The organism is Streptomyces sp. NPDC032161, from assembly GCF_040636995.1.
GTDB lineage: Bacteria > Actinomycetota > Actinomycetes > Streptomycetales > Streptomycetaceae > Streptomyces.
Window position 1 is genome coordinate 100,733 of sequence record NZ_JBEZVN010000002.1, and the last position, 26,248, is coordinate 126,980.

Annotated in this window: 21 protein-coding genes and 1 tRNA gene; 8 read left to right on the plus strand and 14 right to left on the minus strand. The window is 71.7% G+C overall.

Annotated features, from left to right (window positions below; all coding sequences use genetic code 11):
• Positions 1-186 precede the first annotated feature (186 nt).
• The 3 genes from AB0E67_RS06270 (at position 187) to AB0E67_RS06280 (ending at position 4,532) form a co-directional block, all read left to right on the plus strand.
• Positions 187-1,638, plus strand: a complete 1,452-nt coding sequence (locus tag AB0E67_RS06270; protein WP_362021716.1) for a penicillin-binding transpeptidase domain-containing protein — start codon at positions 187-189, stop codon at positions 1,636-1,638.
• 341 nt (positions 1,639-1,979) lie between these two features.
• Positions 1,980-3,218, plus strand: coding sequence for an MFS transporter (locus tag AB0E67_RS06275; RefSeq protein WP_362023502.1), 1,239 nt, complete (start codon positions 1,980-1,982; stop codon positions 3,216-3,218).
• Between the two features lie 42 nt (positions 3,219-3,260).
• Positions 3,261-4,532: a TerD family protein gene (locus AB0E67_RS06280; protein WP_362021719.1), complete on the plus strand. Its 1,272-nt coding sequence runs from the start codon at positions 3,261-3,263 to the stop codon at positions 4,530-4,532.
• Between the two features lie 114 nt (positions 4,533-4,646).
• Here the strand turns inward: AB0E67_RS06280 and AB0E67_RS06285 are convergent, their stop codons facing one another.
• The 4 genes from AB0E67_RS06285 to AB0E67_RS06300 form a co-directional block, all read right to left on the minus strand.
• Positions 4,647-6,275, minus strand: coding sequence for a TROVE domain-containing protein (locus AB0E67_RS06285; protein ID WP_362021721.1), 1,629 nt, complete (start codon positions 6,273-6,275; stop codon positions 4,647-4,649).
• A 356-nt stretch (positions 6,276-6,631) separates the two neighbouring features.
• Positions 6,632-6,701: transfer RNA gene (locus AB0E67_RS06290), tRNA-Lys, on the minus strand.
• 168 nt (positions 6,702-6,869) lie between these two features.
• On the minus strand, positions 6,870-8,339 hold the full coding sequence (locus AB0E67_RS06295) for an alkaline phosphatase PhoX (protein ID WP_362021724.1): 1,470 nt from the start codon (positions 8,337-8,339) through the stop codon (positions 6,870-6,872).
• 344 nt (positions 8,340-8,683) lie between these two features.
• Positions 8,684-10,150: a hypothetical protein gene (locus tag AB0E67_RS06300; RefSeq protein ID WP_362021727.1), complete on the minus strand. Its 1,467-nt coding sequence runs from the start codon at positions 10,148-10,150 to the stop codon at positions 8,684-8,686.
• A gap of 431 nt (positions 10,151-10,581) precedes the next feature.
• Between AB0E67_RS06300 and AB0E67_RS06305 the strand changes: the two genes are divergently transcribed.
• Positions 10,582-12,480, plus strand: a complete 1,899-nt coding sequence (locus AB0E67_RS06305; protein WP_362021730.1) for an endonuclease/exonuclease/phosphatase family protein — start codon at positions 10,582-10,584, stop codon at positions 12,478-12,480.
• A 195-nt stretch (positions 12,481-12,675) separates the two neighbouring features.
• On the opposite strand, the gene AB0E67_RS06310 is transcribed toward AB0E67_RS06305, so the two are convergent.
• Positions 12,676-13,389 (minus strand): antibiotic biosynthesis monooxygenase, encoded by a 714-nt coding sequence (locus tag AB0E67_RS06310; RefSeq protein ID WP_362021732.1) that lies wholly within the window; start codon positions 13,387-13,389, stop codon positions 12,676-12,678.
• A 280-nt stretch (positions 13,390-13,669) separates the two neighbouring features.
• Between AB0E67_RS06310 and AB0E67_RS06315 the strand changes: the two genes are divergently transcribed.
• Complete coding sequence (locus AB0E67_RS06315) at positions 13,670-14,803, plus strand: peptidoglycan bridge formation glycyltransferase FemA/FemB family protein (RefSeq protein WP_362021735.1); 1,134 nt, start codon at positions 13,670-13,672, stop codon at positions 14,801-14,803.
• Positions 14,804-14,858: 55 nt separating this feature from the next.
• Here the strand turns inward: AB0E67_RS06315 and AB0E67_RS06320 are convergent, their stop codons facing one another.
• Both AB0E67_RS06320 and dapD read right to left on the minus strand, forming a co-directional pair.
• A complete protein-coding gene (locus AB0E67_RS06320; RefSeq protein ID WP_362023505.1) occupies positions 14,859-15,521 on the minus strand; it encodes a DUF4232 domain-containing protein in 663 nt (220 codons plus the stop codon).
• A 465-nt stretch (positions 15,522-15,986) separates the two neighbouring features.
• A complete protein-coding gene (gene dapD / locus AB0E67_RS06325; protein WP_362021738.1) occupies positions 15,987-16,976 on the minus strand; it encodes a 2,3,4,5-tetrahydropyridine-2,6-dicarboxylate N-succinyltransferase in 990 nt (329 codons plus the stop codon).
• A gap of 246 nt (positions 16,977-17,222) precedes the next feature.
• On the opposite strand from dapD, the gene AB0E67_RS06330 reads away from it, so the two are divergent.
• Positions 17,223-18,110, plus strand: a complete 888-nt coding sequence (locus tag AB0E67_RS06330; protein ID WP_362021741.1) for a winged helix-turn-helix transcriptional regulator — start codon at positions 17,223-17,225, stop codon at positions 18,108-18,110.
• Between the two features lie 140 nt (positions 18,111-18,250).
• Here the strand turns inward: AB0E67_RS06330 and AB0E67_RS06335 are convergent, their stop codons facing one another.
• Both AB0E67_RS06335 and AB0E67_RS06340 read right to left on the minus strand, forming a co-directional pair.
• Complete coding sequence (locus AB0E67_RS06335) at positions 18,251-18,787, minus strand: TetR family transcriptional regulator (RefSeq protein ID WP_362021743.1); 537 nt, start codon at positions 18,785-18,787, stop codon at positions 18,251-18,253.
• A complete protein-coding gene (locus tag AB0E67_RS06340; protein ID WP_362023507.1) occupies positions 18,787-19,107 on the minus strand; it encodes a multidrug efflux SMR transporter in 321 nt (106 codons plus the stop codon). The genes AB0E67_RS06335 and AB0E67_RS06340 overlap by 1 nt, the downstream gene beginning before the upstream one ends.
• Positions 19,108-19,311: 204 nt before the next feature.
• Here AB0E67_RS06340 and AB0E67_RS06345 point away from each other — a divergent pair, with 204 nt between their 5' ends.
• Positions 19,312-20,349 carry a hypothetical protein gene (locus AB0E67_RS06345; RefSeq protein WP_362021746.1) on the plus strand — a complete coding sequence of 346 codons (1,038 nt, stop codon included), beginning with the start codon at positions 19,312-19,314 and terminating at the stop codon, positions 20,347-20,349.
• Positions 20,350-20,440: 91 nt separating this feature from the next.
• Here the strand turns inward: AB0E67_RS06345 and AB0E67_RS06350 are convergent, their stop codons facing one another.
• Positions 20,441-21,835 (minus strand): hypothetical protein, encoded by a 1,395-nt coding sequence (locus AB0E67_RS06350; RefSeq protein WP_362021748.1) that lies wholly within the window; start codon positions 21,833-21,835, stop codon positions 20,441-20,443.
• A 248-nt stretch (positions 21,836-22,083) separates the two neighbouring features.
• Here AB0E67_RS06350 and AB0E67_RS06355 point away from each other — a divergent pair, with 248 nt between their 5' ends.
• Entirely contained in the window at positions 22,084-23,238 is a 1,155-nt protein-coding gene (locus tag AB0E67_RS06355) for a cation diffusion facilitator family transporter (RefSeq protein ID WP_362021751.1), read from the plus strand.
• A 137-nt stretch (positions 23,239-23,375) separates the two neighbouring features.
• Here the strand turns inward: AB0E67_RS06355 and AB0E67_RS06360 are convergent, their stop codons facing one another.
• The 4 genes from AB0E67_RS06360 to sufC are packed head-to-tail and all read right to left on the minus strand — an operon-like array spanning position 23,376 to position 26,244.
• Positions 23,376-23,750: a metal-sulfur cluster assembly factor gene (locus tag AB0E67_RS06360; protein WP_362021754.1), complete on the minus strand. Its 375-nt coding sequence runs from the start codon at positions 23,748-23,750 to the stop codon at positions 23,376-23,378.
• Positions 23,747-24,202, minus strand: a complete 456-nt coding sequence (gene sufU, locus AB0E67_RS06365; RefSeq protein WP_093899506.1) for a Fe-S cluster assembly sulfur transfer protein SufU — start codon at positions 24,200-24,202, stop codon at positions 23,747-23,749. The genes AB0E67_RS06360 and sufU overlap by 4 nt, the downstream gene beginning before the upstream one ends.
• 24 nt (positions 24,203-24,226) lie before the next feature.
• Positions 24,227-25,483 (minus strand): cysteine desulfurase, encoded by a 1,257-nt coding sequence (locus AB0E67_RS06370; protein WP_073788543.1) that lies wholly within the window; start codon positions 25,481-25,483, stop codon positions 24,227-24,229.
• A complete protein-coding gene (gene sufC / locus AB0E67_RS06375) occupies positions 25,480-26,244 on the minus strand; it encodes a Fe-S cluster assembly ATPase SufC (RefSeq protein WP_362021757.1) in 765 nt (254 codons plus the stop codon). The genes AB0E67_RS06370 and sufC overlap by 4 nt, the downstream gene beginning before the upstream one ends.
• Positions 26,245-26,248: the final 4 nt, after the last annotated feature.

Genomic DNA, 26,248 nt, shown 5'->3' on the forward strand with positions numbered 1-26,248 from the left:
CCGTGCGGTTCCGTCGTGTGTGCCCCGTGCAGGTCCCGGTCGGGGGGGTCCGGCTCCGGTCGCATGCGTACCGTCCTGCCCCGCCCCGTCGTGCCCGTTCCGACCTGGTCGCACCGTTCATGAGGAATCGGTGAGAATCGGCGCGACCTGGAACGACGCGCGATACCCCGCACGTCCTCCTGCGGGATGAACAAGACCATCAGGCGGACCTCGGTCTTCTGTCTGCTCCTGGTCCTCGCCCTGCTGGTGCGGGCGACCTGGCTGCAGGCGTATCAGGCACAGGCACTCGCAGACGACGACCACAACCGGCGGAAGATCATCGCGCAGTACGCGCAGCCGCTCGGCGACATCATCGTGGCCGGGAAACCGGTCACCGGCTCGAAGAGGACGGTGGACAGCGACCTCGCGTACAAACGCACCTACACCCAGGGCGCGCTCTACTCGGCCGTCACCGGCTACAGCTCGCAGGCTTTCGGCACCACGCAGCTCGAAGGGATCTACAGCCATGTGCTCGACGGCACCGACGACCGGCTGAAGAACCCGCTGGACGCGTTGACCAACGAGCAAGCGGCCCCGGGCGACGTCCTGACCACGATCGACCCCGATGTGCAGAAGGCCGCGTACGAGGCGCTCGGCGACGACAAGGGCGCGGCGGTCGCGATCGACCCGGGCACCGGGCAGATCCTGGGCATGGTCTCCACCCCGTCCTACGATCCGTCGACGATCAGCGGGACGACGGACGGCGACGCCTGGCAGGAACTGCTGCACGACAAGGACAAGCCACTGGTCAACCGGGCGCTGCGGCAGCCGCTGGCGCCCGGTTCGACGTTCAAGCTGGTGGTGGCCGCCGCGGCGCTGGAGGACGGACTGTACGACTCCGTCGACGAGCGCACGGACAGCCCGAATCCGTACCGCCTGCCCGGCAGCAGCAGGGACCTGGAGAACGAGAACGCCTCCGCCCCCTGCGAGAACGCCACGCTGCGCACCGCGCTCCAGTACTCCTGCAACAACGTCTTCGGGAAGATGGCCGTCGATCTCGGCCAGGACAAGGTCAGGGCGATGGCTGAGAAGTTCGGCTTCAACGACGAGAAGCTCGACGTGCCGGTGCGCGCCTACGAGAGCGTCTACCCGTCCGGCATGGACAAGGCGCAGACCGCGTTGTCGGGCATCGGGCAGTTCGAGGTGACCGCGACGCCGTTGCAGATCGCCATGGTGTCGGCCACCCTCGCCAACGGCGGCGAACTCGCCGCGCCGCACATGGTGTCGAAGGTGATGGACGCCGACGGCGACACCCTGCAGGAGTACGCCGACGGGGACACGAAGCGGGTGGTCTCGAAGTCCACCGCCGAGCAGCTGCGCAGCGCGATGGTGACGGTCGTCGAGGAGGGCACGGGCAGCAACGCCCGGATCGCCGGGGCCGAGGTCGGCGGCAAGACGGGGACCGCGCAGAACGGTGTGGGCAACAGCAGGACGCCGTACGCCTGGTTCACCTCGTACGCGAAGGACCGGACCAGCGACAAGGAGGTCGCGGTCGCGGTGATCGTCGAGGACTCGGGCGCGGCCCGCTCGGAGGTCAGCGGCAACGGCCTGGCCGCGCCGATCGCCCAGAAGATGATGAAGGCCGCCCTGGCGCGCTGACAGCCGGGCGGGCCGGCAGGGAGGGGCGGGGTCGGCAGGGCGGTGCGTACGCCGGTCCCGGCGCGGTTTCCCCCCTTCTCCTCCCCGCTCTCGCTCCGCCCGTGCCGCCTCCGCTTCCGATTCCGTTTCCGCTTCCTTTCCCAAGCCCCGGGCGCACGCCCGCGCCGGGGCCGTATCGGGCATCCGCCTTACGGGCGATACCGGGACCGCGGGCGCGGCCGGTACGGAATAAGGCATCCTCCCGATGCCCCCGGGCTTCCTCAGTCACCAGCCTGGACGCGTCACACAGGAACGGGTTCCGGAGGATTGTCGTGGTGGGTACGAGGCCGGGTCCGGCGACGGTGAGGGTGTTGCGGGACCGTACGGCGGGGCTGTTCCTGACGGCGGTCGTCGTCTCCGGGTTCGGGACGTCCGCGATGTGGCTGGCGGCCGGGGTCTGGGTGAAGTCGCTCACCGGCTCCGCCAGCCTGGCGGCGCTCGCCGTCTTCGCGATGTGGCTCCCGGTGCTGGTCGGACCCGTGCTCGGGGCGGTCGCCGACCGGCTCCCCCGGAAGCCTCTGCTGATCTGGGCGAACCTGCTGATGGCAGGGCTGATGACCACGCTCCTCCTGGTCGACTCGGCAGGGCGGGTCTGGATCGTCTTCGTCGTGCTCGTCCTGTACGGAGCGGTCTCCGTCCTGACGGAGGCGGCCGAGTCCGCGCTGGTCACCGGGGCCGTCGACGCCCGTCTGCTGGGCGATTTCAACGGGCTGCGGATGACGGCGAACGAGGGCATGAAGCTGCTGGCCCCGCTGGCCGGTGCGGGGCTGTACACCCGGTTCGGGGGCGGTGCGGTGGCGCTGCTGGACGCGATGTCGTTCGCGCTGGCGGCCGGGATCTGCGCGCTGCTGCCGGTGCGTGAGCCGGCCGGGGACGACGGCGCGGCCCGTCGGCGCGACGCAGAACGCCGTTCCGGGATGCGCGAGCTGTGGCGGTCCCCGGTGCTGCGGCCACTGGTGCTGACGGGTTCGGCGACGATGCTGTGCGCGGGGATCAACGGGGCGGCGATCTACGCCTTCATCGACACCCTCGGGCACTCCCCCTCGTACGCGGGCGCGCTCTACGCGGTGCAGGGCGCCGGATCCGTCGCCGTCGGACTGCTGGCGGGGCCGCTGCTGCGGCGGATGGACGAGCGGGTGTTCGCGGCGGCCGGAACCGTGGTGTTCGCGGGGGCGATCGCGCTGCGGGCGCTGCCCTACGACGCGGTGGCGCTGGCGGGCAGCGCGATCATCGGATTCGGCCTGCCGTGCGTGCTGATCGCCGCGATGACGGCGGTGCAGCGGGAGACCCCGGACGCGGTGCTGGGCCGGACCTCGGCCACCGCGAACACGCTGATGATGGTGCCGAACGCGGTGGCACTGGCGCTGGGCGCCGGACTGATCGCGCTGGTGGACGTCCGGGTGCTGCTGCCGCTGACCGGTGCGGCGGCGCTGCTGGCTCCGGTCCTGCTGCTCACGGGGCGGCGGACGGCACGGGGCGCGGGTCGGCTCGCGTCGCGGCGGAACGGGGAAGCAGGGTCACGGGTACGTCAAGGCGGGTGAAGGTAAGGGAACGGCAAAGCCGGGTCGTTCGTTACCCGGTGCATGACCGCTATGACCCCTGGCTCGAACATCCCTCTGTCCGCCGCCCGCGTGGCAGTGGACGTCTCCGCCCCGGTGCGGCTCGACGTTTCGGGCCTGCTTCTCACCGCCTCCGGCAAGGTGCGCTCCGACGACGACTTCGTCTTCTACAACCAGCCCGTCGGCCCCGGCGTGACGTACCGCTCGGGCGGCGGTACGTCGCCGGACGCGATCGTGGTGGACACCGCCGCGGTGCCGCCCGGGATCGAGAAGATCGTCGTCACGGCGAGCCCGGACGCGGCGGGACAGACCTTCCAGGGCATCGAGCCCACGGCGACCGTGCGCAACGCCGACGACAACAGCGTGCTGGCCACGTTCACCCCGCCCCGGCTGACGACCGAGACGGCGCTGGTGGTCATGGAGGTCTACCTCCGCAACGGCGCCTGGAAGGCCCGCGCGGTCGGTCAGGGCTATGCGAACGGCCTGGCAGGCATCGCGACGGACTTCGGCGTCTCGGTCGAGGACGAGCCCGCGCCGACCGCCACACCGGCACCCGCACCGGCACCGGCACCGGCACCGACTGCCGTGCCCAGCGCGCCGCCCGCTCCGGCCGCCGCGCCCCCGATGCCCTCCGCGCCCCCCGTGGACCCGCGGATCGCCGCTCCCCCGGCCCCCGCCGCCCCGTCGGCCGCACCCGCACCCGCCCCTGCGCCCTCCGGCCGGATCAACCTCGACAAGGGCCGGGTCAGCCTCCAGAAGAACCAGACGGTGTCCCTGGTCAAGGGCGGCCGTCCGCTGCTCTCCCAGGTCAGGATGGGCCTCGGCTGGGAACCCGCGTTCCGCGGCAAGGACATCGACCTGGACGCCTCGGTGATCGCCTACGGCCCCCAGCGCAACCACCTGGACAGCTGCTACTTCGGCAAGCTCTCCATCCTGAACGGGGCGATCAAGCACTCCGGCGACAACCTCACGGGCGAGGGCGCCGGGGACGACGAGGTGATCACCGTCGACCTGGGCCGGATCCCGGCCGAGGCGACCGGCCTGGTCTTCACGGTGAACTCGTTCACGGGCCAGAAGTTCACCGAGGTCGCCAAGGCGTACTGCCGGCTGATCGACGCGGTCACCGGCGAGGAGCTGGTCCGCTTCGACCTGACCGGTGCTCAGCCGCAGACCGGCGTGATGATGGCGAAGCTGATCAGGCAGTTCTCCGGCGAATGGGAGATGACGGCCATGGGCGAATTCATCAAGGCCCGCACCGTCCGCGGCATGGTGAAGCCCGCCGCCCAGGCGCTGTAGTGCCGCATCAGGCAACGTTCGCCCCGTCGCGACGCCCGGCCACCGCCCCGCCCGTGGTCGAGACGGCCGGGGCGGGGCCGTGAGGCCCGCACCGGCCGCCCGCGGGGTTGTCGCTCAGGCCCGGTCCGGCTCCGGACGGCTCCAGGGCCAGTCCGCGTCGCGACCGGCCTCCAGCAGCGGCACCATGCGGAACGCCGCGTCGGACAGGCCGCCGAAGACGTGCCGGTTCGCGCCGCCCGACGGGGCGTGCCCGCTCCGGTACCCGGCCAGGTTCCAGGTGTAGACGGGCACGGTGGACGGCACGGCCGCCGTGGCGTCCGCCGCGTACGAGAACGACGCCTGCTCGTCGGTCACGATCAGCACCCGGTCGTGCTTCCGGTAGTGGCGGCGCACCGCCTCCGCGGTGTTGGTGCCGCCGAGGTCCCCGAAGCGCTCCAGCACCTTCAGCACGGACTCGGCGCGCCGGAACTTCACCCGCGCACTGCTCGTGCCGAACTGCACCAGGTCCGCCTCCTCGGCCCGCAGCGCCAGCGCCGTGCCGAAGATCGCGGCGGCGTCGGCACGGTTGAGCTGCGAACGGTCCGAGAGCGGCGACCACATCGATCCCGAGCGGTCCACCAGGATCAGCGTCCGCCCCGGCAGTCCGGGCACACTGGCCAGGGAGTGCCCGAGCGCCTTCTCCAGCGCGTGCGCCCAGCGCAGCGAGGGCGCGTGCTGGTACGCCGCGAGGTAGCGGAACGGGAACTGCCGGGACGCGGCGACCACCTCCGGGTCGCTGATCCTCGCCGCCACCCGCGCGGCGGCCTCGTCCGAGACGCCGGCCTCGTCGAAGTTCCGCAGATTGCGGACGAGCGCCATCGCGCCCATGGACGGAATCATCGCTTCCCAGGCCGCGGCGTCCATCGGTCCCTGCAACCAGCCCGCCAGCGCCTCCCAGGTCATGCCCGCGGCGGCCAGCCGGTCCGCGCCGTCCGCTCCGGTGACCACGGCTCGCCGCTCCCCGACCGGGATCTCCCTCAGCGCCTGGTGGGCCGTGAGGGTGCGGTCGGCGGCGGGCAGCACGGCCGTCTCCGGGTGGTGGCGGCGGTCGAGGGCGTACCGGAACAGCTCGCCCTGCCACGGCTTGGCCGGGTCGGGCGAGGCGTGCACCAGGTTCAGGACGTCGCCGAAGCGGTAGCCCTTGGACGCGGTGTCGTACTTCAGCAGCGACCTGCCGTCGTAGAGACGGCGCACGGCGTCGGCGATGCCGCGCTTGACCGGCTTGGGCACGGCACGGCCGTGGCGCGAGGTCCAGTACCCGAGGAATTCGCCGGGCTCGTCGGCGCGCAGGAGGACGGAGTCGACGACCCGCCTGTTGGAAGGGCCGTCCTCGGCACCGGCGTCGAGACGCGCCTTCACGTACTCGGCGGCGCCGACGAGCGAAGCGGTACGCATCTGTCCGTCGCGGCGCAGCCAGTGGAGCAGACCGGCGGTCCATTCCGGATCGCCGACGGCGAGTATCCGTACCAGCTCGGCGAAGCGGTCGTCGCGCTGCTCGCCGTCCTCGTAAAAGGTCTGCTGCGAGACGAAGTTGGCGACCGCGAGCAGAAAGAGCTCGGAGCGGTTGTCGCGCAGGAAGCCCAGGCCGCCCTGATGGTTCGGCGCGGTGCGCCCGGTCGTCCTCACCGGCGAGGCGGCCCGGCGGCTGTCCGAACGGGACGGGTTGGTACGGGACTTGGTGGGGCGGAGGTTGAAGCGTGCCATGTGAATTCCCGCGAATTCGTTGGGAGAAGGCACAGCGAGGGGAGGGCGCCCGAGATCAGGATCGACGACGGAATTGTCCGATGCTCTTCCGAGTTGAGCTACCGACCGGGGCCGGGCGGGATTCGAACCCGCAACCGTCGGATCCGGGAAGTATCCGTCGTCTTCGCACCGGGCACCCTCCCGGCTCTGTGCCTCCCGAGATCAGAGTCGGCGGCGGCGATTTCGTTTGAGGAAGGAGCCGCAGCCCGCGCACCGGGAGGTGCATGCAGTCATTGCTGATGCAGTTGTGGTGCCCAGAGAACCAGGTCGGCGGAACCGACGATGGTGCTCTTGCCACTGAGCTACACCGGATCGAGATCCGGTGGCGGGAATCGAACCCGCGGCCTCCCCATTAAGAGTGGAAGTAGGTCCTGCCTGCGCACCTGGGCACGAACAGGACTCTAAAGGGGAAGCCGCGTCGGACGCGAGGGATTTACGCACGCACGTACGAGCGCACACGCGTGCGAGCTCGTAGGCATCGCGGGAGTGGCCCGTACGCGGAAGGGGAATCGTACGCGGCCGGGTCCGTACGGGCCCGGCCGCGCGGACGGTGCGTCAGTGGCGGTTCGGCTGCCGCTTCCAGGGGCCGGTGATGGCGAGCATGATGCCCGGGTCCTGGATGTTGGCGTACAGCGTCCGGCCGTCGGGCGAGAACGTCACGCCGGTGAACTCGCTGTACTCCGGCTCCTGTTCGCTGCCGATGTTCAGCTCGTTGCGGGCGATCGGGTACGTGCGGCCGCTCTCCGTCGCCCCGAACAGGTGCTGGAGGCCGTCGCCGTCCTCGGCGATGACCAGACCGCCGTACGGCGAGACGGTGATGTTGTCCGGGCCGTCGAAGGCGCCTTCCTTCGACGGATCCGCGTTCACGCCCAGCAGCACCTTCAGCGTCAGCGTGCGGCGCTTCGGCTCGTAGAACCAGACCTGGCCGTCGTGCCGGCCAGGGCTCTCCGCGCGGGCGAACGAGGAGACGATGTACGCGCCGCCGTCACCCCACCACATGCCCTCCAGCTTGCGCGCGCGGGTGACCTCGCCGTCCGCGAACTGCTTGCGCACCGAGACGGTCTTCGCGTCGCGGTCGGGGACGTCGACCCAGTCCACCCCGTACACCGTGCCGATCCGCGTGGCCCGGGACAGGTCGTCGACGAACGCCCCGTTGCGGTCGAAGCACTTGAACGCCTGGAGCACACCGGCGTCGTCGGCGAGCGTGCGCAGCCTGCCGCGGCCGTGCCGGAAGCCGTGCGGCGGCACCCAGCGGTAGAGCAGCCCGTTCGGGCCCGAGGCGTCCTCGGTCAGGTAGGCGTGGCCGCGCCTGGGGTCGATGACGACGGCCTCGTGAGCGTACCGGCCGAACGCCTTGATCGGGCGCGGGTCGCGATTGGCGCGCCGGTCGTACGGGTCGACCTCGAAGACGTAGCCGTGGTCCTTGAGCAGGCCGTTCTTGCCCGCCTTGTCCTCGGTCTCCTCGCAGGTGAGCCAGGTGCCCCACGGGGTGGCGCCGCCCGCGCAGTTGGTGGAGGTTCCGGCGATGCCGACCCACTCGGCGGTACGGCCGTCGCGGCGGGTCTCCACGACCGTGCAGCCACCGGCCGCGACCGGGTCGTAGACCAGGCCCTCGGTCAGCGGCACGGGGTGCTCCCAGCCGGCGCGGGTGCCGCTCAGCTCGTGGTTGTTGACGAGCAGGGTGACACCGCGGGGGCCCTCGAAGGCGGCCGTGCCGTCGTGGTTGGACGGGGTGTACTCGCCGGTCTCCAGCCTGGTGACACCGCAGTGGGTGATGACCTCGTAGGAGAACCCGGCGGGCAGCGCCAGGACGCCCTTCGGGTCGGAGACCAGCGGTCCGTAGCCGGGCTCGTCCGGGTGACCGTGCCCGTGCCCGTGTCCATGGCCGTTGCCGTGACCGTGCTTCGGGTCCCCGGCGGCCAGGGCGCCGGGAGCGGTGGCCAGCGCGGCGACCGTACCGGTCAGCGCGATGCCGGCACCGGTGAGGGCGGACTGTCTGGTGAATTCCCTGCGCGTGAAGGACATCACGTCACTCCTGGAACGACTGTGCGGGTTGTTGGCGCGCCCACAGTGACGCTCCTGCCCCAACTCCAGTTGAACTGCGGGCGACGCCCCGGGGCATCCTTCCTGTGCAGTTGACCGAATGCGATCGGCCGAAAGTATGCGAACGGCCGAAAGTCCTTGTCCGGCTGCCGCGTTCGGGCGACCGGACGGCCGCCGCGACGGCCGAGCGGGTCCGGTCGCCGCAGCTGCCGGACCCGCCCGTCACGCCCTGTTCACCCCCGAGCGCCGGTCGTCGACGTTCCTCAGGCGCCCGCCCACGAGCGGGACGTGAGACGTTCGCGCCTCGCTCGATCGTGCGGCCTGCCTCAGGCGCCCGCGCGCGAGCGCGCCTTGAACGCCGCCTTGCGGGCCTCCTTGGCCTTCTTCTTGTCGCTGTGCAGCTGCCCCATCGCGTCGAGGACGTCCGCCGTCGCGGGGTGCTCCACCCGCCACACCTCGTCGAAGAAGCCGCTGTGCCGGTCCGCCAGGCTCTCGACGAGGCCCTGGAGCTCGTCCAGATCGCCCTCGGCCTCCAGTTGGGCCGCGATGGTGTCGACCGCGAGCCAGAAGATCATCGGCTCCGGCGGCGCGGGCACGTCCGCCGCGCCCAGCTCCACGAGCCAGACCCGGGCGAGGCCGCCCAGCTCGGGATCGTCCAGCACCGCGCGCACCGCGGGCTCCGCCTCCGCGCCGACCAGGGAGAGCGCCTGCTGGCAGTGGAGCCGACGCAGGGGCGCCTCCTGGTCCGTGCCCCGCGCCGCCGCGAGGAGTTCGGCCGCGGCACCGTCCGCGCCGCGGCGGGCGAGCCACAGTTCGGACTCGGCGCGGGCCGCCGCCTCGGGGTAGTGGGCGATGCCGCCGAGGAGCGCGTCGGCCCCCTTGTCCACGAGGTCACCGACCGCCGGGGCGTCCACGCCCGCCTCCAGCATCCGGGCCCGGATGCCGTACAGGCCGAGAGGGGTCAGCTTCACCATGCCGTACCGGGTGACGTCCTCGTCGTCGGCCTGCGGGTCGGCGTCCTCGCCCTCCTCGACCAGCAACGCCTCGTCCACCGGCTGGTACTCGACGATCCCGATGGGTTCGAGGACCCGGAACTGGTCGTCGAGCCGCATCATCGCCTCGGACACCTCTTCGAGGATGTCGTCGGTGGGTTCGACCATGTCGTCCGGCACGATCACCGAGGCGGCGAGCGCGGGCAGCGGCACCGGGGGCGTCTGTGCGCCGCCGTCACCGGCGCCGTCGCCGACGGTGAGCAGGTACAGGTTGCCGAGGACCCCGTCGAGGAACTCCGCCTCGGCCTCCGGGTCCCAGTCCAGGGCGTCGAAATCGACCGAACCGTCCTCGGAGACGAGGTCGGCCAGGTCGTCGAAGACCGGCGCGGTGGCATCGGCGTAGACGGCCTCCAGGCCGTCGAGCCAGATCGAGAGGACGTCCCGCGGGGAACCTCCGATGATCAGCGCCAGGTTCTCGCCCGCGGCGGCGGTCCCCTCCGCGTCCGGTCCGGCGTCCTCGTCCGGGTCCTCGACGTCGACGAGCCCCGTGTCGACCGCGAGCCGCCACGCCTCGCTCGCCTCCGCCGCGCCCTCCTCGTCCGCCGCGAGGCCGAGGTACTCGGCCGCAGCCGGCAGCTGTGCCTCGACCAGCTCTCCACCGGCACCGACCCTGGTCTCCGGGCCGGCCCAGCGCGCGAGCCGGACGGCGCGGGCCAGCAGCGGTGCGGCGAGCGCGTCCCGCGCCAGCTCGGCCTCGGTGTGCAGCCGTACGGGCGGCAGGGTGGGGCGCTCTGCGGACATCTGGTGATTCTCCTCGGGCGTACGGGGCGTACCGGGTCAGGCGGCCCAGCGTAGACGCATTTCGTCCCATGCCGCCCGGCTCGGGCGAAGGACGACGGCGGGACTCCCGGGGGCCCTTGACAACTGCCCGGCGCACACACGAGATTGACGCGCGTAGATCCACCTGGAGGCCATCGGCTCCTCTCGCAGGCCGTCGGTCCCTCGCGCGGACAACCGACCGTACGGGCTACGGCCCGTACGCGCTCCCGTACCGGAGGCGGCCCCGAACCCGGGGACAACCCTGTCCGGGCGCGCTCCCGATCCGCGCGGGGTCCCGCCCGTCCGCGCCGTTCCTCCCGAGCCCCTGACCTCCCTCGACACCGCCGACATCTGTCACAACCCCTGGCCTCCCCCGACCTTCCTCGACGACCCTCGACCTCCCGGAGCCCGTGATGCCCGCCGCATCGTCCAGAACGACCGCCGTCTCCGCCGTAGTCACCGCCGCGCTCGCGGCGGGCCTGCTCACCGGCGCTGCCACCACCTCCGCGTCCGCCGCCTCCTCCGCATCCGCCGCTTCTCCGTCCTCCCCCAGCTCCGGCCCCTCCGGCTCCTCCGCCGACGGCCCGGTCAGGATCCACGACATCCAGGGCTCCACCCGCATATCCCCGCTCGTCGGCCGGCAGGTGAGCGGTGTCACCGGCATCGTCACGGGGGTGCGGACCTACGGTTCGAAGGGCTTCTGGTTCCAGGACCCGCGCCCGGACGCCGACCCCGCCACCAGCGAGGGGATCTTCGTCTTCACCTCGTCCGCGCCGACGGTCGCGGTCGGAGACGCGGTCACGGTCTCCGGCACCGTCACCGAGTACGTCCCGGGCGGTGTCGCCTCGGGCAACCAGTCGCTCACCCAGATCAGCAGGCCCACCGTCGAGGTGGTGTCCTCCGGCAACCCGCTGCCCGCGCCGGTGACGATCTCCGCACGCTCGGTCCCCTCCCGGTACGCGCCGGCCGGAGACCCGGCGGCGGGCGGTTCCATCGACGCGCTCCTCCTCGCTCCCTCGCGCTACGCCCTGGACCACTACGAGTCGCTGGAGGGCATGAACGTCCGGATCGGTTCCGCGCGGGTGGTCGGCGCCACCGACCCGTACGCCGAGCTGTGGGTGACGGTGAAGCCGCGCGAGCACGCCAACCGGAGGGGCGGCACCGTCTACGGCTCGTACGACGCGCAGAACACCGGCCGGCTCCAGATCCAGTCGCTGGTTCCGCTCGCCGAACGCCCCTTCCCGACCGCCGACGTCGGTGACGTGCTGTCCGGCACGACCGAGGGGCCGCTCGACTTCAACCAGTACGGCGGCTACACGCTGACCGCCCGCACACTGGGCGAGGTCACCGGCAAGGGCCTGCGCCGGGAGACGACCCGCGAGCAGCGCCGCGGCGAACTGGCGGTGGCGACGTACAACGTCGAGAACCTCGACCCGACCGACCCGCGGGAGAAGTTCGACGCGCTCGCCGCCGCGGTGGTGAACAACCTCGCCTCGCCCGACATCGTCGCGCTGGAGGAGATCCAGGACGACAACGGCGCCAAGGACGACGGCACGGTCTCCGCCGACCGCACCGTCGCGAAGTTCGTCGACGCGATCGTGGCCGCGGGCGGTCCGGCGTACCAGTGGCGTTCCGTCGACCCGCAGGACAAGAAGGACGGCGGCGAGCCCGGCGGCAACATCCGCCAGGTGTTCCTCTTCAACCCGGAGCGGGTGTCGTTCACCGACCGCGCGGGCGGCGACGCCACGACGGCGACCGGCGTCGTGCGGGAGCGGGGCCGGGCGGCGCTGACCCACTCCCCCGGCCGGATCGACCCGGCGAACGCGGCGTGGGAGAACAGCCGCAAGCCGCTCGTCGGGGAGTTCGCCTTCCGCGGCCGCACGGTCTTCGTCGTCGCGAACCACTTCGCGTCCAAGGGCGGCGACGAGTCCCTCGTCTCCCGGCACCAGCCGCCGACCCGTTCGTCCGAGGTGCAGCGGCACGCACAGGCCGGGGTCGTCAACACCTTCGTCAAGAAGCTGCTGAGCGTCCAGAGGAACGCCGACGTGCTGGTCGTCGGCGACATCAACGACTTCGAGTTCTCCGGTACGACCAAGGCGCTCACGGCCGGTGGCGTGCTGTACCCGGCCGTGAGGTCGCTGCCGCGCGCGGAGCGCTACTCGTACGTCTACCAGGGCAACAGCCAGGTCCTCGACCAGATCCTGACCAGCCCGTCGATCGACGACTTCGAGTACGACAGCGTGCACATCAACGCCGAGTTCGCCGCGCAGAACAGCGACCACGACCCGCAGGTGCTCCGCTTCCGTCCGTGAGCCGTGGCGGGGGGACGGCCCCGAGCCGACCGGAGCGGAACGGGACGGGACGGTTGAACCGGACGGGACGGTCCCGAGCCGGCCGTGGCGGGCCGGGACGGTCCCTTGCCGGCCGGGCGCGGCCGACCGCGTTCACCCCGGCGGCTCACGGCCCTCCCGCCCGTTCCGCGCCCCGCGTACCCCACGCACCACCTGCTACGCGCCCGTCCTCGGCCCGATGCTGAGCGCGGGCGCGTAGCGGTTCACGGTGCTCGCGGCCACTCCCGGGTAGGACCGCACGCGCTCCCACTGCGGCGTCCTGGACCCGATCCCGTCACCGGGCGCGGCCAGCGCGTCGGCGTGGGCCCGAGCGCTCTCCCATTCGGCGTAGTTGACCACTCGGGTCCCGTCGACGCTCACGTGGAAGTGCGCGGAGATCCCTCCGGGGGCGAGCGCCGGGTCGGTCCCCAGTGCCTCGAACACCGTGTCCACCCAGTCCCGTTGGCGGGCCTTGTCCGCCCCCTCGAACTCGACGTCGACGATCACCACGCATCCCGGCTCCCGCCCGTCCCCCTCCCCCGGGCCCGTCGAGCGGTACATTTCGAGGCTGTGCAGCCCGAGCCGCCGGATGCCCGGCACGGCGGCGTCGATGTCCGCGTTGCGCGCGTCCCGGCCGTGCCGGAAGAAGTCCTGGTACGCCTGCTCCCCACTCCACTGGGTGTAATGGAACAAGGTCTTTCCGTCCTCACCGGTATGGACGGTGTACGAAAGCAGTCCCGCATGCGGCCACTCCCTGCTGTCCCACGCCTCGCGGATCGCCTCGACCGTCCGCCGTTGGCGCTCCGGAGTGCCGACGTCCCAGGTGCTCGCCTTGACCAGTCCGACGTCATTGCGGGCAGGATCGGGACGGGATTCGAAACGCACACTCATGACGGGTCCTCCTGACCCGGCGCACCCGTGCGGTACGCCGCCGACGGCCACACTGCTACGTCAAGCACGCTCGAGGTCAACGGCGCTCCCGCCGCCGGAACCGATGGGACGAACGGGGCGGACCAGAGGACCCAGCGGACCAGAGGACCAGAGGACCGGAAGAGCGAGCGGACCAGAAGACGAACCGAACCGGATGGCGAGCAGAACCGGATGGCGAACCGGGCCGGATGACCGAATGAGCCGGAAGACGGCCGGAACCGGAAGACGATCGGAGCACCGCATGAACCCGCACCTCAGGGCGATCACCCGCGAGGAACATCTGGCATTCGTCGCGAGCAGGCCCGCCGTGAGCCATATGCAGGTTCCGTCGTGGGGCGATGTGAAATCCGACTGGCGCGCGGAGAGCATCGGCTGGTTCGAACCGGACAGCACCGGCCGGGAACAGCTCACCGGAGCGGCGCTCGTGCTCCACCGTCCGATCCCCCGGACGAGGCGCACACTGGCCTATCTGCCGGAGGGCCCCGTCATCGACTGGAACGACCCCGACCCGGGGCGGTGGCTCGGGCCGATGCTGGCGCACCTGAAGTCGGGCGGCGCGTTCGCGGTGCGCATGGGCCCCCCGGTGATCGCCCGGTACTGGGACGCCGAGACCGTCAAGGAGGCCGTCGCGGACCCGGCGGCCCGGCGCCTGCGCGACGTACGGGCGGACGCGGACGATCCGCGGGCCGCCGCGCTCGTCGACCGGCTGCGCGGGATGGGCTGGCGACGGGGCGAGGAGGACGGCGAGGACGGCTTCGCCGCCGGGCAGCCCCGGTACGTCTTCCAGGTGCCGCTCGCCGGGCGGTCGCTGGAGGAGGTCCGGACCGGTCTCAACCAGCAGTGGCGGCGCAACATCAAGAAGGCGGAGAAGGCGGGCGTCAAGGTCGACGAGGGCGGCTACGAGGACCTGTCGGTCTTCTACGAGCTGTACCGCGAGACCGCCGAGCGCGACCGCTTCGCCCCCCGCCCGCTCGGCTACTTCCAGCGCATGTGGACCGCGCTGCGCGCCGAGGACCCCGACCGCATGCGGCTCTACCTCGCCCAGCACGAGGGCGAGACACTGGCCGCCGCGACGATGCTGACCGTCGGCAACCACGTCTGGTACTCCTACGGCGCCTCGACCGCCCGCAAGCGCGAGGTCCAGCCCGGCAACGCGATCCAGTGGCGCATGATGAGCGACGCGCACGAGCGGGGCGCGGCGGTGTACGACCTGCGCGGGATCACCGACACCCTGGCCGAGGACAATCATCTGCTGGGCCTGTTGCGTTTCAAGGTCGGCACCGGTGGCCGGGCCGCCGAGTACGTCGGTGAATGGGACTACCCCATCAACAAGCTGCTCCACCGGGCCTTCACGCTCTACATGGCACGCCGCTGACCCCGCCCGCGCGACGCGACACCGACCATCCATGGGGCGCGGCGCCCGTGCCGCACTACGCGGGGCCGGTCCGCCAGGCGGTCATGTTCAGTTCGTCGAGCAGCCGCACGTCGCTGCCCTCCAGCGGGAAGACGCGCGCCTCCATGCCGGGGGCCGGTGCGATCTCCAGCGCGTCGCCCTCGACGAGGTCGCCGCCGGTCGGGGTGGAGACCCAGGCGAGCAGCGACCGCACCGTCTGCCCCGGTTTCAGCACGACCTCCTGCGGGCCCCGATCGGTCCCCATGTACGAGGAGGCCGGGTTCACCGGCACCGGCAGCGGGTCGCCCGCCCCGTCCAGGGCCCGGACGGACGGGTAGCCGTGGACGCGGTACGGCTTGCCGCCGCAGTTGGTGAGGGTGAGCCCGACGGCCCGATGTCCCAGCGCGGCCTCGATCCCGCCCATGCCGACGACGACCCCGGAGGACGGACAGTCCGCCCGGCCGCTCGCGGTGGGCGTGGGGGCGGGCCCTTGCGCCGACGGGGGCGACGGCCGGTCGAGGAGCTCCGCGGGAACGCTCGGGAAGGGCGAGGGCAGCTCGTCGGCGTGCACGGAGCCGGGCGGATACGACGCGCTCGGCATCGCCGCCGGAGCCGACTCCGGTTCGCCCTCGCCCGCCGGTACGAGGAACCCCGCGCATGCCGAGAGCGACAGCCCCAGAGCCCCCGTCGTGAGCGCCACGCGCACGGCCGCCGCCGGTCCCCGTCTCCCGGCCCCGGTTCCCGCCCGTTCTCGTGCCCTTGCCCCCGCGATCGCGCCTGCCCGCATCCGTGCCCGTCTCCGTGCCCACACGCTCATGCACCCGCCCCCACGTCGGCCTGCCGCATAGGCGTTCGATCATGCCAGAGCCCACCGGAGCCCAGGAGGCCCGCCGGGCGCGGGGCGACCGACGGGCCGGGCGGAGCCTACGAGGAACTGCTCGCCGACACGGAGCGGAGGACGGGCACTCTCTCTCCTGCCCCGGGGGCCCCAGGGCGTGTTTCGGAAGTAGCGTCGTCCGCCCGAAGGGCGGGGCCTGCGGCGTCCGGTGCGGTGCATCGCAAGGCGGAGGGTCGTCCTCGTACTGGGCGTACGTGGACGATCCCGACAACGTGGCGAGGCGCCGTGCCGGGCGTCGCGGGCCGGACGGGACTTTCGAAACACGCCCTAGTTGTGGCTGTGCAGGATGTCGTTGAGACCGTCCCACACCGCGTTGTTCGGACGGGCCTCGACCGTGCCGGTGACCGAGTTGCGGCGGAAGAGGATGTTCGAGGCACCGGAGAGCTCACGAGCCTTGACGATCTGGCCGTCCGGCATCGTGATGCGGGTGCCCGCCGTGATGTAGAGCCCGGCCTCGACGACGCACTCGTCGCCGAGCGCGATCCCGACCCCGGCCTCGGCGCCGATCAGGCAGCGCTCGCCGATGACGATGCGCTCCTTGCCGCCCCCGGAGAGGGTGCCCATCGTGGAGGCGCCGCCGCCGATGTCGGAGCCGTCGCCGACCACGACGCCCGCGGAGATCCGGCCCTCGACCATCGACGTGCCCAGGGTGCCCGCGTTGAAGTTGACGAAGCCCTCGTGCATGACGGTGGTGCCGGGGGCCAGGTGCGCGCCGAGCCTGACCCGGTCGGCGTCGGCGATCCGGACGCCCTTCGGGGCGACGTAGTCCGTCATCCGGGGGAACTTGTCGACCGAGGTGACCTGGAGGTGCAGACCGTCGGCGCGGGCGTTCAGCCGCACCTTCTCGACGTCGTCCACGGCGACCGGGCCGAGCGAGGTCCAGGCGACGTTGGCGAGGAGCCCGAAGAGGCCGTCCAGGTTCTGGCCGTGCGGCCGGACGAGACGGTGCGAGAGGAGGTGCAGACGCAGGTACGCGTCGTGGGCGTCGAGCGGCTTGTCGTCGAGCGAGGCGATGACCGTGCGTACGGCGACGACCTCGACACCGCGCCGGGCGTCCACCCCGATGGCCTTGGCGGCACCCGCGCCGAGGAGGTCGACGGCCTGGTCGGGAGTGAGCCGTTCGGTCCCGGCCGGGCCGGGGGCGTCGGCGAGTTCGGGCGCGGGGAACCAGGTGTCGAGAACGGAACCGTCACCTGCGACGGTGGCGAGGCCGGCGGCGACGGCGCCGGTGGTGCGGGGAGAAGTCGTATCGCTCATGCACGAAACCTAACCGGGCATGTGTGATCGGAGCCAACCGGTCTCGCCGGGTGGTCGCGGCAAGCCCCCCGGAAGGCCGCGCCCGCTCCCCGCAGGGCTCACCGGGACTCCCGGACCTTTCCCGGACCGCACTCGGTCTCTTTTGGGAACCGACCATGGCATCATGGTTCCCCGGCGCCGATCCGGGCGACGGGCCGGGAACGGAGACCCGGAGACCCGGAGAACCGGAGACCCACGGAGAATCCCATGCCCCAGCGCACCAGCCTGGCCGACGCCGACTGCGCGATCGCCCAGGCGCTCGACGTCGTCGGCGACTGGTGGACCCTGCTGGTCGTGCGGGACACGGCACGCGGAGTGCGCCGTTTCGACGCGCTCCAGTCGGAACTGGGCGTGTCCCGCAAGGTGCTGACCGAGCGGCTGCGGCTGCTGGTCGACGCGGGCGTGCTGTCGCGCGAGCCGTACCAGGACCGGCCGCCCCGGTACGAGTACCGGCTCACCCCGCGCGGACACGCGCTGCTGCCCGTGCTGATCGCGCTCCAGGACTGGGGCGACACCTGGGTCATGGGGGAAGGGGACGTGATGGCGACGGCCGCGGAGAACTCGAAGGAGGCGGCCCGGGTGCACGCCCTGGTGGGCACCCGCCTGCCCGAACTGCGCCTGCTGGACCACGACGGCGAGTGGCGCGACCCGGTCGCCGACACACCGCGCACCGTCCTGTACTGCTTCCCCGGCGCCTATGCCCGCCGCGACGCCTATCCGCCGGGCTGGGCGGGCATCCCGGGCGCGAGCGGCTGCACGCTCGAATCCTGCACATACCGCGACCAGTTGGCCGAGTTCACGAAGGCCGGCGCGACCGTGCACGGCGTGTCCACCCAACGGCCCGACGAGCAGCGGGCGTTCGCGGCGGCGGAGCGGCTGCGCTTCCCGCTGCTCTCGGACGCCGAGCTGGATCTGACCGCGGCCCTGCGGCTGCCGACCTTCCGGGCGGCCGGTGTCAGCCGGCTGAAGCGGCTGACGCTGGTGGTCGACCGGGACCGGACGATCCGCGAGGCGCTGTACCCGGTCACGGACATCGAGGCGAGCGTACGGGCGGCGCTGCAGGCCGTACGAGGAGCGGCCCGGCCGGACGAGTAAGAGGTCGCGCGCAGAGGCGGGGCGGCGTCGCGTGCCGATGGGCGGCGCCTGGCGGCGTTGTCGTCGGTCGGCGGGCAGCCGCCATGGTCGGCGCACACCGGACGCCACACGTCGGCAACGCACCACGCGCCGAGGACCGGTCAGCCGACGACGCGCCCCATCATCTCCCGCGTGTACGCCTCGTCGTACTCCCCACCGGTGAGCAGCACCTGCAGGCAGATCCCGTCCATGAGCGCGATCAGGGCACGCGCCGTGGCCGGATCGGCGCGCCGGGACAGCAGCTCGGCCGCGCCCTCGGTCCACTCGGCGGCGACGGGCCGCAGCGCGGGTCTGCGGAGTGCGGCGAGGTACAGCTCGTACTCCAGCTCCGCGCGTCCCCGCCCGCCGCGGAAGTACTCCCCCAGCAGCCGGGCCAGTTCCTCGGCGAGGTCGGCCGCGGGGTCGGCGAGGGCCCGGCTCTCCCGCATGACCTTCGCGAAGTTCTCGTTCGACCGGCGCAGCGCGGCGATCAACAGCTCGTCCAGCGAGGCGAAGTGATACGTCGTCGAGCCCAGCGGCACATCGGCCTCGGCGGCGACGGAACGGTGGCTGAGGCCCGCGATGCCCTTGGCGCCGACCACGCGGATCGCGGCGTCGATGATGCGATCACGCCGCTCGGGGTCGTACCGGCGGGCCATCAGTGGGCCCCGCCCAGGTTCAGCACCACCACTCCGGCGATGACGAGCGCTATGCCCGCGAGCTTGACCGGGCCGCCGGACTCTCCCATGAAGAGGACGCCGATGGCGGCGACCGCGGCGGTGCCGATACCGGCCCATATCGCGTAGGCGGTCCCCACCGAGAGCGTCTTCAGCGCCCGGGCGAGCAGCGTGAAGGCGGTGAGGTAGCCCACGACGGTGATCAGCGAGGGCCACAGCCGGGTGAAGCCCTCGCTGTACTTCATCGCCGTCGTGCCGGCGACCTCCGCCGCGATCGCCGCGGCAAGCAGTCCGTAACCCATGTGTACGAGTGTACGCATCGCCGCTCCTCATACGGTACGACGACTTCTCGCCGATGGGGAGCTACGGTGTCCCGGACCGGGGCGCGGACGGCGGCAACGGACACGAGACACGACGGAGCAGCAGTGACGCAGGACGCAGGGTGGGGTGGCGGGGCACCGTACGGAGGAGCGCCCTACGGAGGACCGCCCGGTTGGGGTGGCTGGATGCCGCCGCCGAAGCCCGGAGTGATACCGCTGGCGCCCCTGAAGCTCGCGGACATACTCGGGGGCGCCTTCGGCACGACGGGCCGTTACTGGAAGCAGCTGCTCGGGGTCGGCGGGGCCGCGTACGGCGGGACGCTGGCCGTCGTGGCGGTGACGGCCCTGGTCGCGTACGCGGCGGCCGGTGAGCACCTGCGCCGGCTCCTGGAGCTCAGCGCGGACGAGGACCCGGCGGCGGGCGATGTCGTACCGGTGCTGACCGGTCTGGGCGCCGTCTGGCTGGTCGGCGTGGTCACCTTCGTGCTGGCGACGGCCCTGGTCTACGCGGCGGTGCCGACCGTCCTCCAGGAAGCGGTGCTGGGCAGGCCGACGACCTTCTCCGCCGTCTGGCGCCGGGCCTGGTCCCGTGTACCGTCGGTGGCCGGGACGGTGATCCTCGTGTCCCTGGTCGTGATGATCCCCGTCGTGCTCGCGATGGTCGGCTTCATCGCCCTCGTGGTCAGTGTGATCACCCTGTCGGACAGCGCCGGCGCCGCCGTGCTGTGGTCCGCCTTCGGGCTCCTGGGCGCCCTCGCCACCGCCCCGCTGGCCGCCTGGCTCTGGGTGAAGTTCAGCCTGGCCCCCTCCGCCGTGGTCTTCGAGGGCCTGCGACCGGTGGCGGCCATGCGCCGCTCGGCGCAGTTGGTGCGCGGCGACTGGTGGCGGATCTTCGGAATCGCCCTGCTGGGCCTCGCCATGGCCGCGGTGGCGAGCTACATGATCCAGATGCCGTTCTCGTTCCTCGGCATGTTCTCCGGCGCCATCGGCGGCGCGACCCTCGACGCGGACCCGAACCCCGCCTCGGTCGTCCTCGCCATGAGCGGCTACATGGTGATCATGCTGCTGGGGCAGCTGGTCGGCCAGTTCATCTCGGCGACGTTCCCCCAGCTGGTGATCGGGCTTCTCTACGTCGACCGGCGCATGCGTACGGAGAACCTGGGCCCGGTCCTGGCCGAGGCGGCGGCCGCCGCTCCGACCCCGTACGGCCCGCACGGCCCGTAGCGGTGCTCGCGGCGCCCGGGACCCGGCGCCCGGCACTTCCGAGCGGCCTCCGGCCCGGCGACCAGGGACCGGGCCGGTGCCCGTCGTGCCGTCAGTCGCCGACGGTGAACCGGACGGCGCGCGACTTCTTCCATTCGGCGTGGTCGAGGTCCTTCGCCTCCGTGCCGTCCCCGTACAGATCGGCCGACCCCGAGTCCGTGATCAGCTGGACCCGGGCGCCCGGCACCGTCAGGTCCGGGACGTCGACGACGGCCTCCCAGCCGCCCGGGTCGCCTGTGGGCAGGTCCAGCCGCCTGACCGGGGCGTGGGCGGCGACCCCGTCCCAGCTGTAGAGGGCGTACGGATCGGAGTTGTCGTCGGCCGCCCAGGAACCGGCCACGATCAGGTACTGGTCGGCGGCGTTCTTCCGGATGTCGCGGATGCTGAGCCCGCCGAGGTCCAGCTCGATCGGCGTGCCGATGACCGCCTTCGCCCCGCCGCCGACCACCCTGTCGAAGTTGGTGACGGGCACGATCAGCGCCTTGCCGCCCGTCTTCGGCGGCACGAGAGGGGCCCGGAAGCCCAGGTACGCGGTGGTCGTGGAGCCGGGCGCGAACTCCAGGCCCTCGATGTTGAACCCGTCGATCTGCTTGGGCACCTCGCCGTCCGCCGTCCCCGCCGCGAATCCGAACCGGTCGCCGTGCGCCTCGTCCCAGGCGACGAGGTCGTCCCGGAGCCTCTTGTACGAGCCGCCCATCGTCAGCCGGGTGTCGGCCCCCGTCCCGGTCACCGTCGTGGTGAACACCGTGTTGCGGTCGGCCTTGTACTCGCCGCTCTTGTTGTTGCCGAGCGAACCGGTCCAGTAGATGGTGTTCCCGACCCGGGCCGCGGCCTCGATGTCGATCTCCTTCGACACCCCGAGCTCCGGACCGACGTCCCAGCTCCTGAGCGGCGCGCCGGAGACGGAACGGTCGTACAGGCGCAGCGTGTTGGACTCGTCGTCGGCGACGACCGCGTAGCCGCCGCCGACGTCCACGGCGGCCGAGGCGTCCGACGAGCCGGTGAGGTAGCGCGTGTCGGCGGCGTCCCGCACGGCGGCCGACGCCGCGTAGTGCAGCTTCTTGGTGGCGGTCCTGCCGCCGAGTCCGGTGACCTTGATCGTGAGGTCGGTGAAACCGCGCCCGCGGGCGGCGACGGACAGGGTCCGGGTGGTGCCCGTCCCGGCCACGGTCACATCGCCGGCCCCGGCGACGGACGGCTTGGAGCTGGCGGACGCCGCCACCGTGAGCGCCCCGGCGTCGGCACCGCTCTGCGCGACGGTGACGGTGACCACGGGGTCGCCGGTCGCACCGACGGCGCCGGAGAGGTAGGAGACTGAGAGCCCGATGGTCGGCGTCCCGTAGCTCGCGGCGTGCGCGGGGGCGTTCGGCCCGAAGGCGGTCAGCGCGAGAACGGCGCCCGTGGCGGCGGCCGTCCGGCGGTTCCGTAACGAAGACGTGTGCAGCACGGCATGCCTCTCGTCGGCGTGGTGGCGCGGAAGGTGCGGAAGGTGCGGAAAGGCTCCGATACCCGCGACGACACCGGGCACACCGAGCAGACTTCGGGCGTACGTTCTGTGTCCGGTTCGGCGCGCCGGGCCGGTACCGGCCGTCGGCACCGGGCGCCACAGCAGCGCTGTTGCGAGCACATCGCACCTGGTCACAGGGCGTACGACGGCTGTAGCCGCAATCGGATTCGTGTGCCACCGTGAACCGCATGGAGGGGAATCGGCACACTCACGCACACGACCGCCACGACCACGGACGGCTCCCCGACCACGGCCACGACGGCCGACACGGCCACGCAGGGAGCCGCACGCACAGCCACGGCCACACGCCCGGCGAGGCCGGACGCCGGCCCGGTCACGGCGTCTCCCGCACCGCGCGTCTGCGGCACCGGCTCGCGCACCTCGTCACGCCGCACGGCCACGAAACGGCCGACAAGGTCGACACGGCGATGGAAGCCTCCCGCGAGGGCATGCGCACGCTGTGGATCTCACTGGTCGTCCTCGGTGCCACGACCGTCGCCCAGGCCGCCGTCGTCGCCCTGTCGGGGTCGGTGGCCCTGCTGGGCGACACCGTCCACAACGCCGCCGACGCGCTGACCGCCGTCCCGCTGGGGGTCGCCTTCCTCCTCGGCCGACGGGCGGCGAACCACCGCTACACCTACGGCTACGGCCGGGCGGAGGACCTGGCCGGCGTCCTGATCGTCGCGACCATCGCCGCCTCCGCCGTCCTGGCCGCCTGCGCGGCGGTGGACCGGCTGCTCCACCCCCGCGACATCACCCACCTGTGGGCCGTCTCCGCCGCCGCGCTCATCGGTTTCATCGGCAACGAATGGGTGGCCCGCTACCGCATCCGCACCGGGCGCCGCATCGGCTCCGCCGCGTTGGTCGCCGACGGGCTGCACGCCCGGACCGACGGATTCACCTCGCTGGCCGTCCTGCTGGGCACGGGCGGCGCGGCGCTCGGCCTGCCCGCCGCCGACCCCGTGGTCGGCCTGCTCATCGCCGTGGCCATCCTGATGGTCCTCAAGGACGCCGCCCGCGAGGTCTGCCGACGTCTGATGGACTCCGTCGACCCCGGCCTCGTCACCGCCGCCCACTCCGCCCTGCGGAACGTCGACGGCGTCCTGGACACCGGGCGCGTGCGGATGCGGTGGATCGGCCATGAGCTGCGCGCCGAGACCGAGGTCGTCGTCGATCCGCGGCTGACCGTCGTCGAGGCCCACCGCATCGCCGTCGCCGCCGAGCACGCCCTCGTCCACGCCGTGCCCCGGCTGACCGCCGCGACCGTGCACATGGACCACGCCCCCGTCGCGGGAGACCCGCACGCCGTCCTCGCCCACCACGGCGAACGGCCCCCGGTGTGAACCGGAGGCCGTTCGTCGGTCGGTACGGATGCCACGCGCCGCCCCGCGCTGCCACATCGTGCGACGCGGCACGACAGCGAACGCGGCGACGCGTACGGGGTGACACGCAAGGGGGTTCCGCGTACGACGCGGTGGGATCAGACGTTGAAGCCCAGCGCGCGCAGCTGTTCCCGCCCGTCGTCCGTGATCTTGTCCGGACCCCACGGCGGCATCCAGACCCAGTTGATCCGCAGCTCGTTGACGATGCCGTCGGTCGCCGACTTCGCCTGGTCCTCGATGACGTCGGTCAGCGGACAGGCCGCGGACGTCAGGGTCATGTCGAGGGTGGCGATGTTGGCGTCGTCGATGTGGATGCCGTAGATCAGCCCAAGGTTGACGACATCGATGCCCAGCTCGGGGTCGACGACGTCGTACAGGGCCTCGCGGACCTCCTCCTCGGAGGCCGGCTTGTTCACCGGGGTCTCTTCGGAGGTCACCGGGGTCTCCTCGGAAGTCACCGTGTTCTCGCTCATGCCGTCTTCCCTTCGGACAGCGCCTTCGCCGTCGCGTCCTTCCACGCCATCCAGCTCAGCAGCGCGCACTTCACCCGGGCGGGGTACTTGGAGACACCGGCGAACGCGACGGCGTCCTCCAGCACCTCCTCCATGGCGTCGTCCGGCTCCAGCTGGCCCTTCGACTGCATCAGCTCCAGAAAGGTCTCCTGGATCTTCTGCGCCTCGCCCAGCTCCTTGCCGACCAGGAGGTCGTTCAGCACGGACGCACTGGCCTGGCTGATGGAGCAGCCCTGACCCTCGTACGACACGTCGACGATGGTCTCGCCGTCGTACTTCACCCGGAGAGTGATCTCGTCGCCACACGTCGGATTGACGTGGTGCACCTCGGCGTCGCCGTCCCGCAGGCCGCGCCCGTGGGGGTGCTTGTAGTGGTCCAGGATCACTTCCTGGTACATGGAATCAAGCTTCACCAGTCAACCTCAGCCGCTCGTCCCTCATCCGAAAAAGTTCCGTACGTGCTCCAGGCCGGCCACCAGGGCATCGACCTCGGCGGGCGTGGAGTACAGATAGAATGACGCTCGCGTCGTCGCGGGAATTCCGTACCGCAGACAGACCGGCCGTGCGCAGTGGTGTCCGACCCGGACCGCGATGCCCTGCTCGTCGAGCACCTGGCCCACGTCGTGCGGGTGGATGTCGCCGAGCGTGAAGGAGATCGTGGCGCCGCGGTCCTCGGCCGTCGCCGGACCGATGATCCGCAGGTCGGGGACCTCCAGCAGCCGCTTCACCGCGTACTCGGTGATCGCCTGCTCGTGGCGGTGGATCTTCTCCATGCCGATCGACGAGAGGTAGTCCACGGCCGCGCCGAGGCCGACGGCCTGCGCGATCGGGGGCGTACCGGCCTCGAACTTGTGCGGCGCGGGGGCGTACGTCGACGAGTGCATCGACACGGTCTCGATCATCTCGCCGCCGCCGAGGAACGGCGGCAGGTCCTCCAGGAGCTCCTGCCGTCCCCAGAGCACGCCGATGCCGGTCGGGCCGACCATCTTGTGGCCGGTGAAGGCCACGAAGTCGGCCTGGAGCGCCTGCACGTCGAGCACCATGTGCGGGGCCGCTTGCGAGGCGTCGATGCAGACCAGCGCGCCGACCTGCTGGGCGCGGCGGACGATCTTCTCGACCGGGTTGATCGTGCCCAGGATGTTCGAGACCAGCGTGAAGGTGACGATCTTCGTCTTCTCGGTGATGATCTCGTCGATGTCGGACAGGTCGAGACGGCCGTCGTCGGTGATGCCGAACCACTTCAGCTTCGCGCCGGTGCGCTGCGAGAGCAGCTGCCAGGGCACGATGTTGGAGTGGTGCTCCATCTCCGTGGTGACGATCTCGGTGTCATGGTCCACCCGGTAGGGCTCGTCGGCCCAGCCGAGCATGTTGGCCACGAGGTTCAGCGACTCGGAGGCGTTCTTGGTGAAGATCACCTCGTCGCGGCTGGGCGCGTTGATGAACGCGGCGACCTTGTCACGGGCGCCCTCGTACAGCGCCGTGGCCTCTTCCGCGATCGTGTACACACCGCGGTGCACGTTGGCGTTGTGGCGCTCGTAGTACTCGTTGAGTGCGTCGAGGACCTGGCGCGGTTTCTGCGAGGTCGCCGCGCTGTCCAGGTAGACGACCTTCTTCCCGTCGTGGACCGTGCGATCCAGAAGGGGGAAGTCCTTGCGGATCGCCTCGGTGTCGAGGAGGCCCGGCAGCTGTGTCACGCGGAAGCGCCACCCTTCACGTATGCCTCGTAGCCCTCGTTCTCCAGCTTGTCGGCGAGCTCGGCACCGCCGGACTCGGCGATGCGGCCGTTGGCGAAGACGTGCACGAAGTCGGGCTTGATGTAACGGAGGATCCGCGTGTAGTGCGTGATCAGCAGCGTGCCGACCTCGCCGGTCTCACGGACCCGGTTGACGCCCTCGGACACGATCCGCAGGGCGTCGACGTCGAGACCGGAGTCGGTCTCGTCAAGGATCGCGACCTTCGGCTTGAGGAGCTCCAGCTGGAGGATCTCGTGGCGCTTCTTCTCACCGCCGGAGAAGCCCTCGTTGACGTTGCGCTCGGCGAAGGCCGGGTCGATCTGGAGCCGCTCCATGGTCTCCTTGACCTCCTTCACCCAGGTGCGCAGCTTGGGCGCCTCGCCGCGGACGGCGGTGGCGGAGGTGCGCAGGAAGTTGGAGACCGAGACGCCGGGGACCTCGACGGGGTACTGCATCGCGAGGAACACGCCCGCGCGGGCGCGCTCGTCGACGGTCATCTCCAGGACGTCCTCGCCGTCCAGGGTCACCGAACCGCCGGTGACCGTGTACTTGGGGTGACCGGCGAGCGAGTACGCGAGGGTGGACTTGCCGGACCCGTTGGGGCCCATGATGGCGTGGGTCTCGCCCTGCTTCACGGTCAGGTCGACGCCCTTGAGGATCTCCTTCGTGGCGTTGTCGGCCTCGACGGTGACGTGCAGGTCGCGGATTTCAAGCGTTGCCATGGGT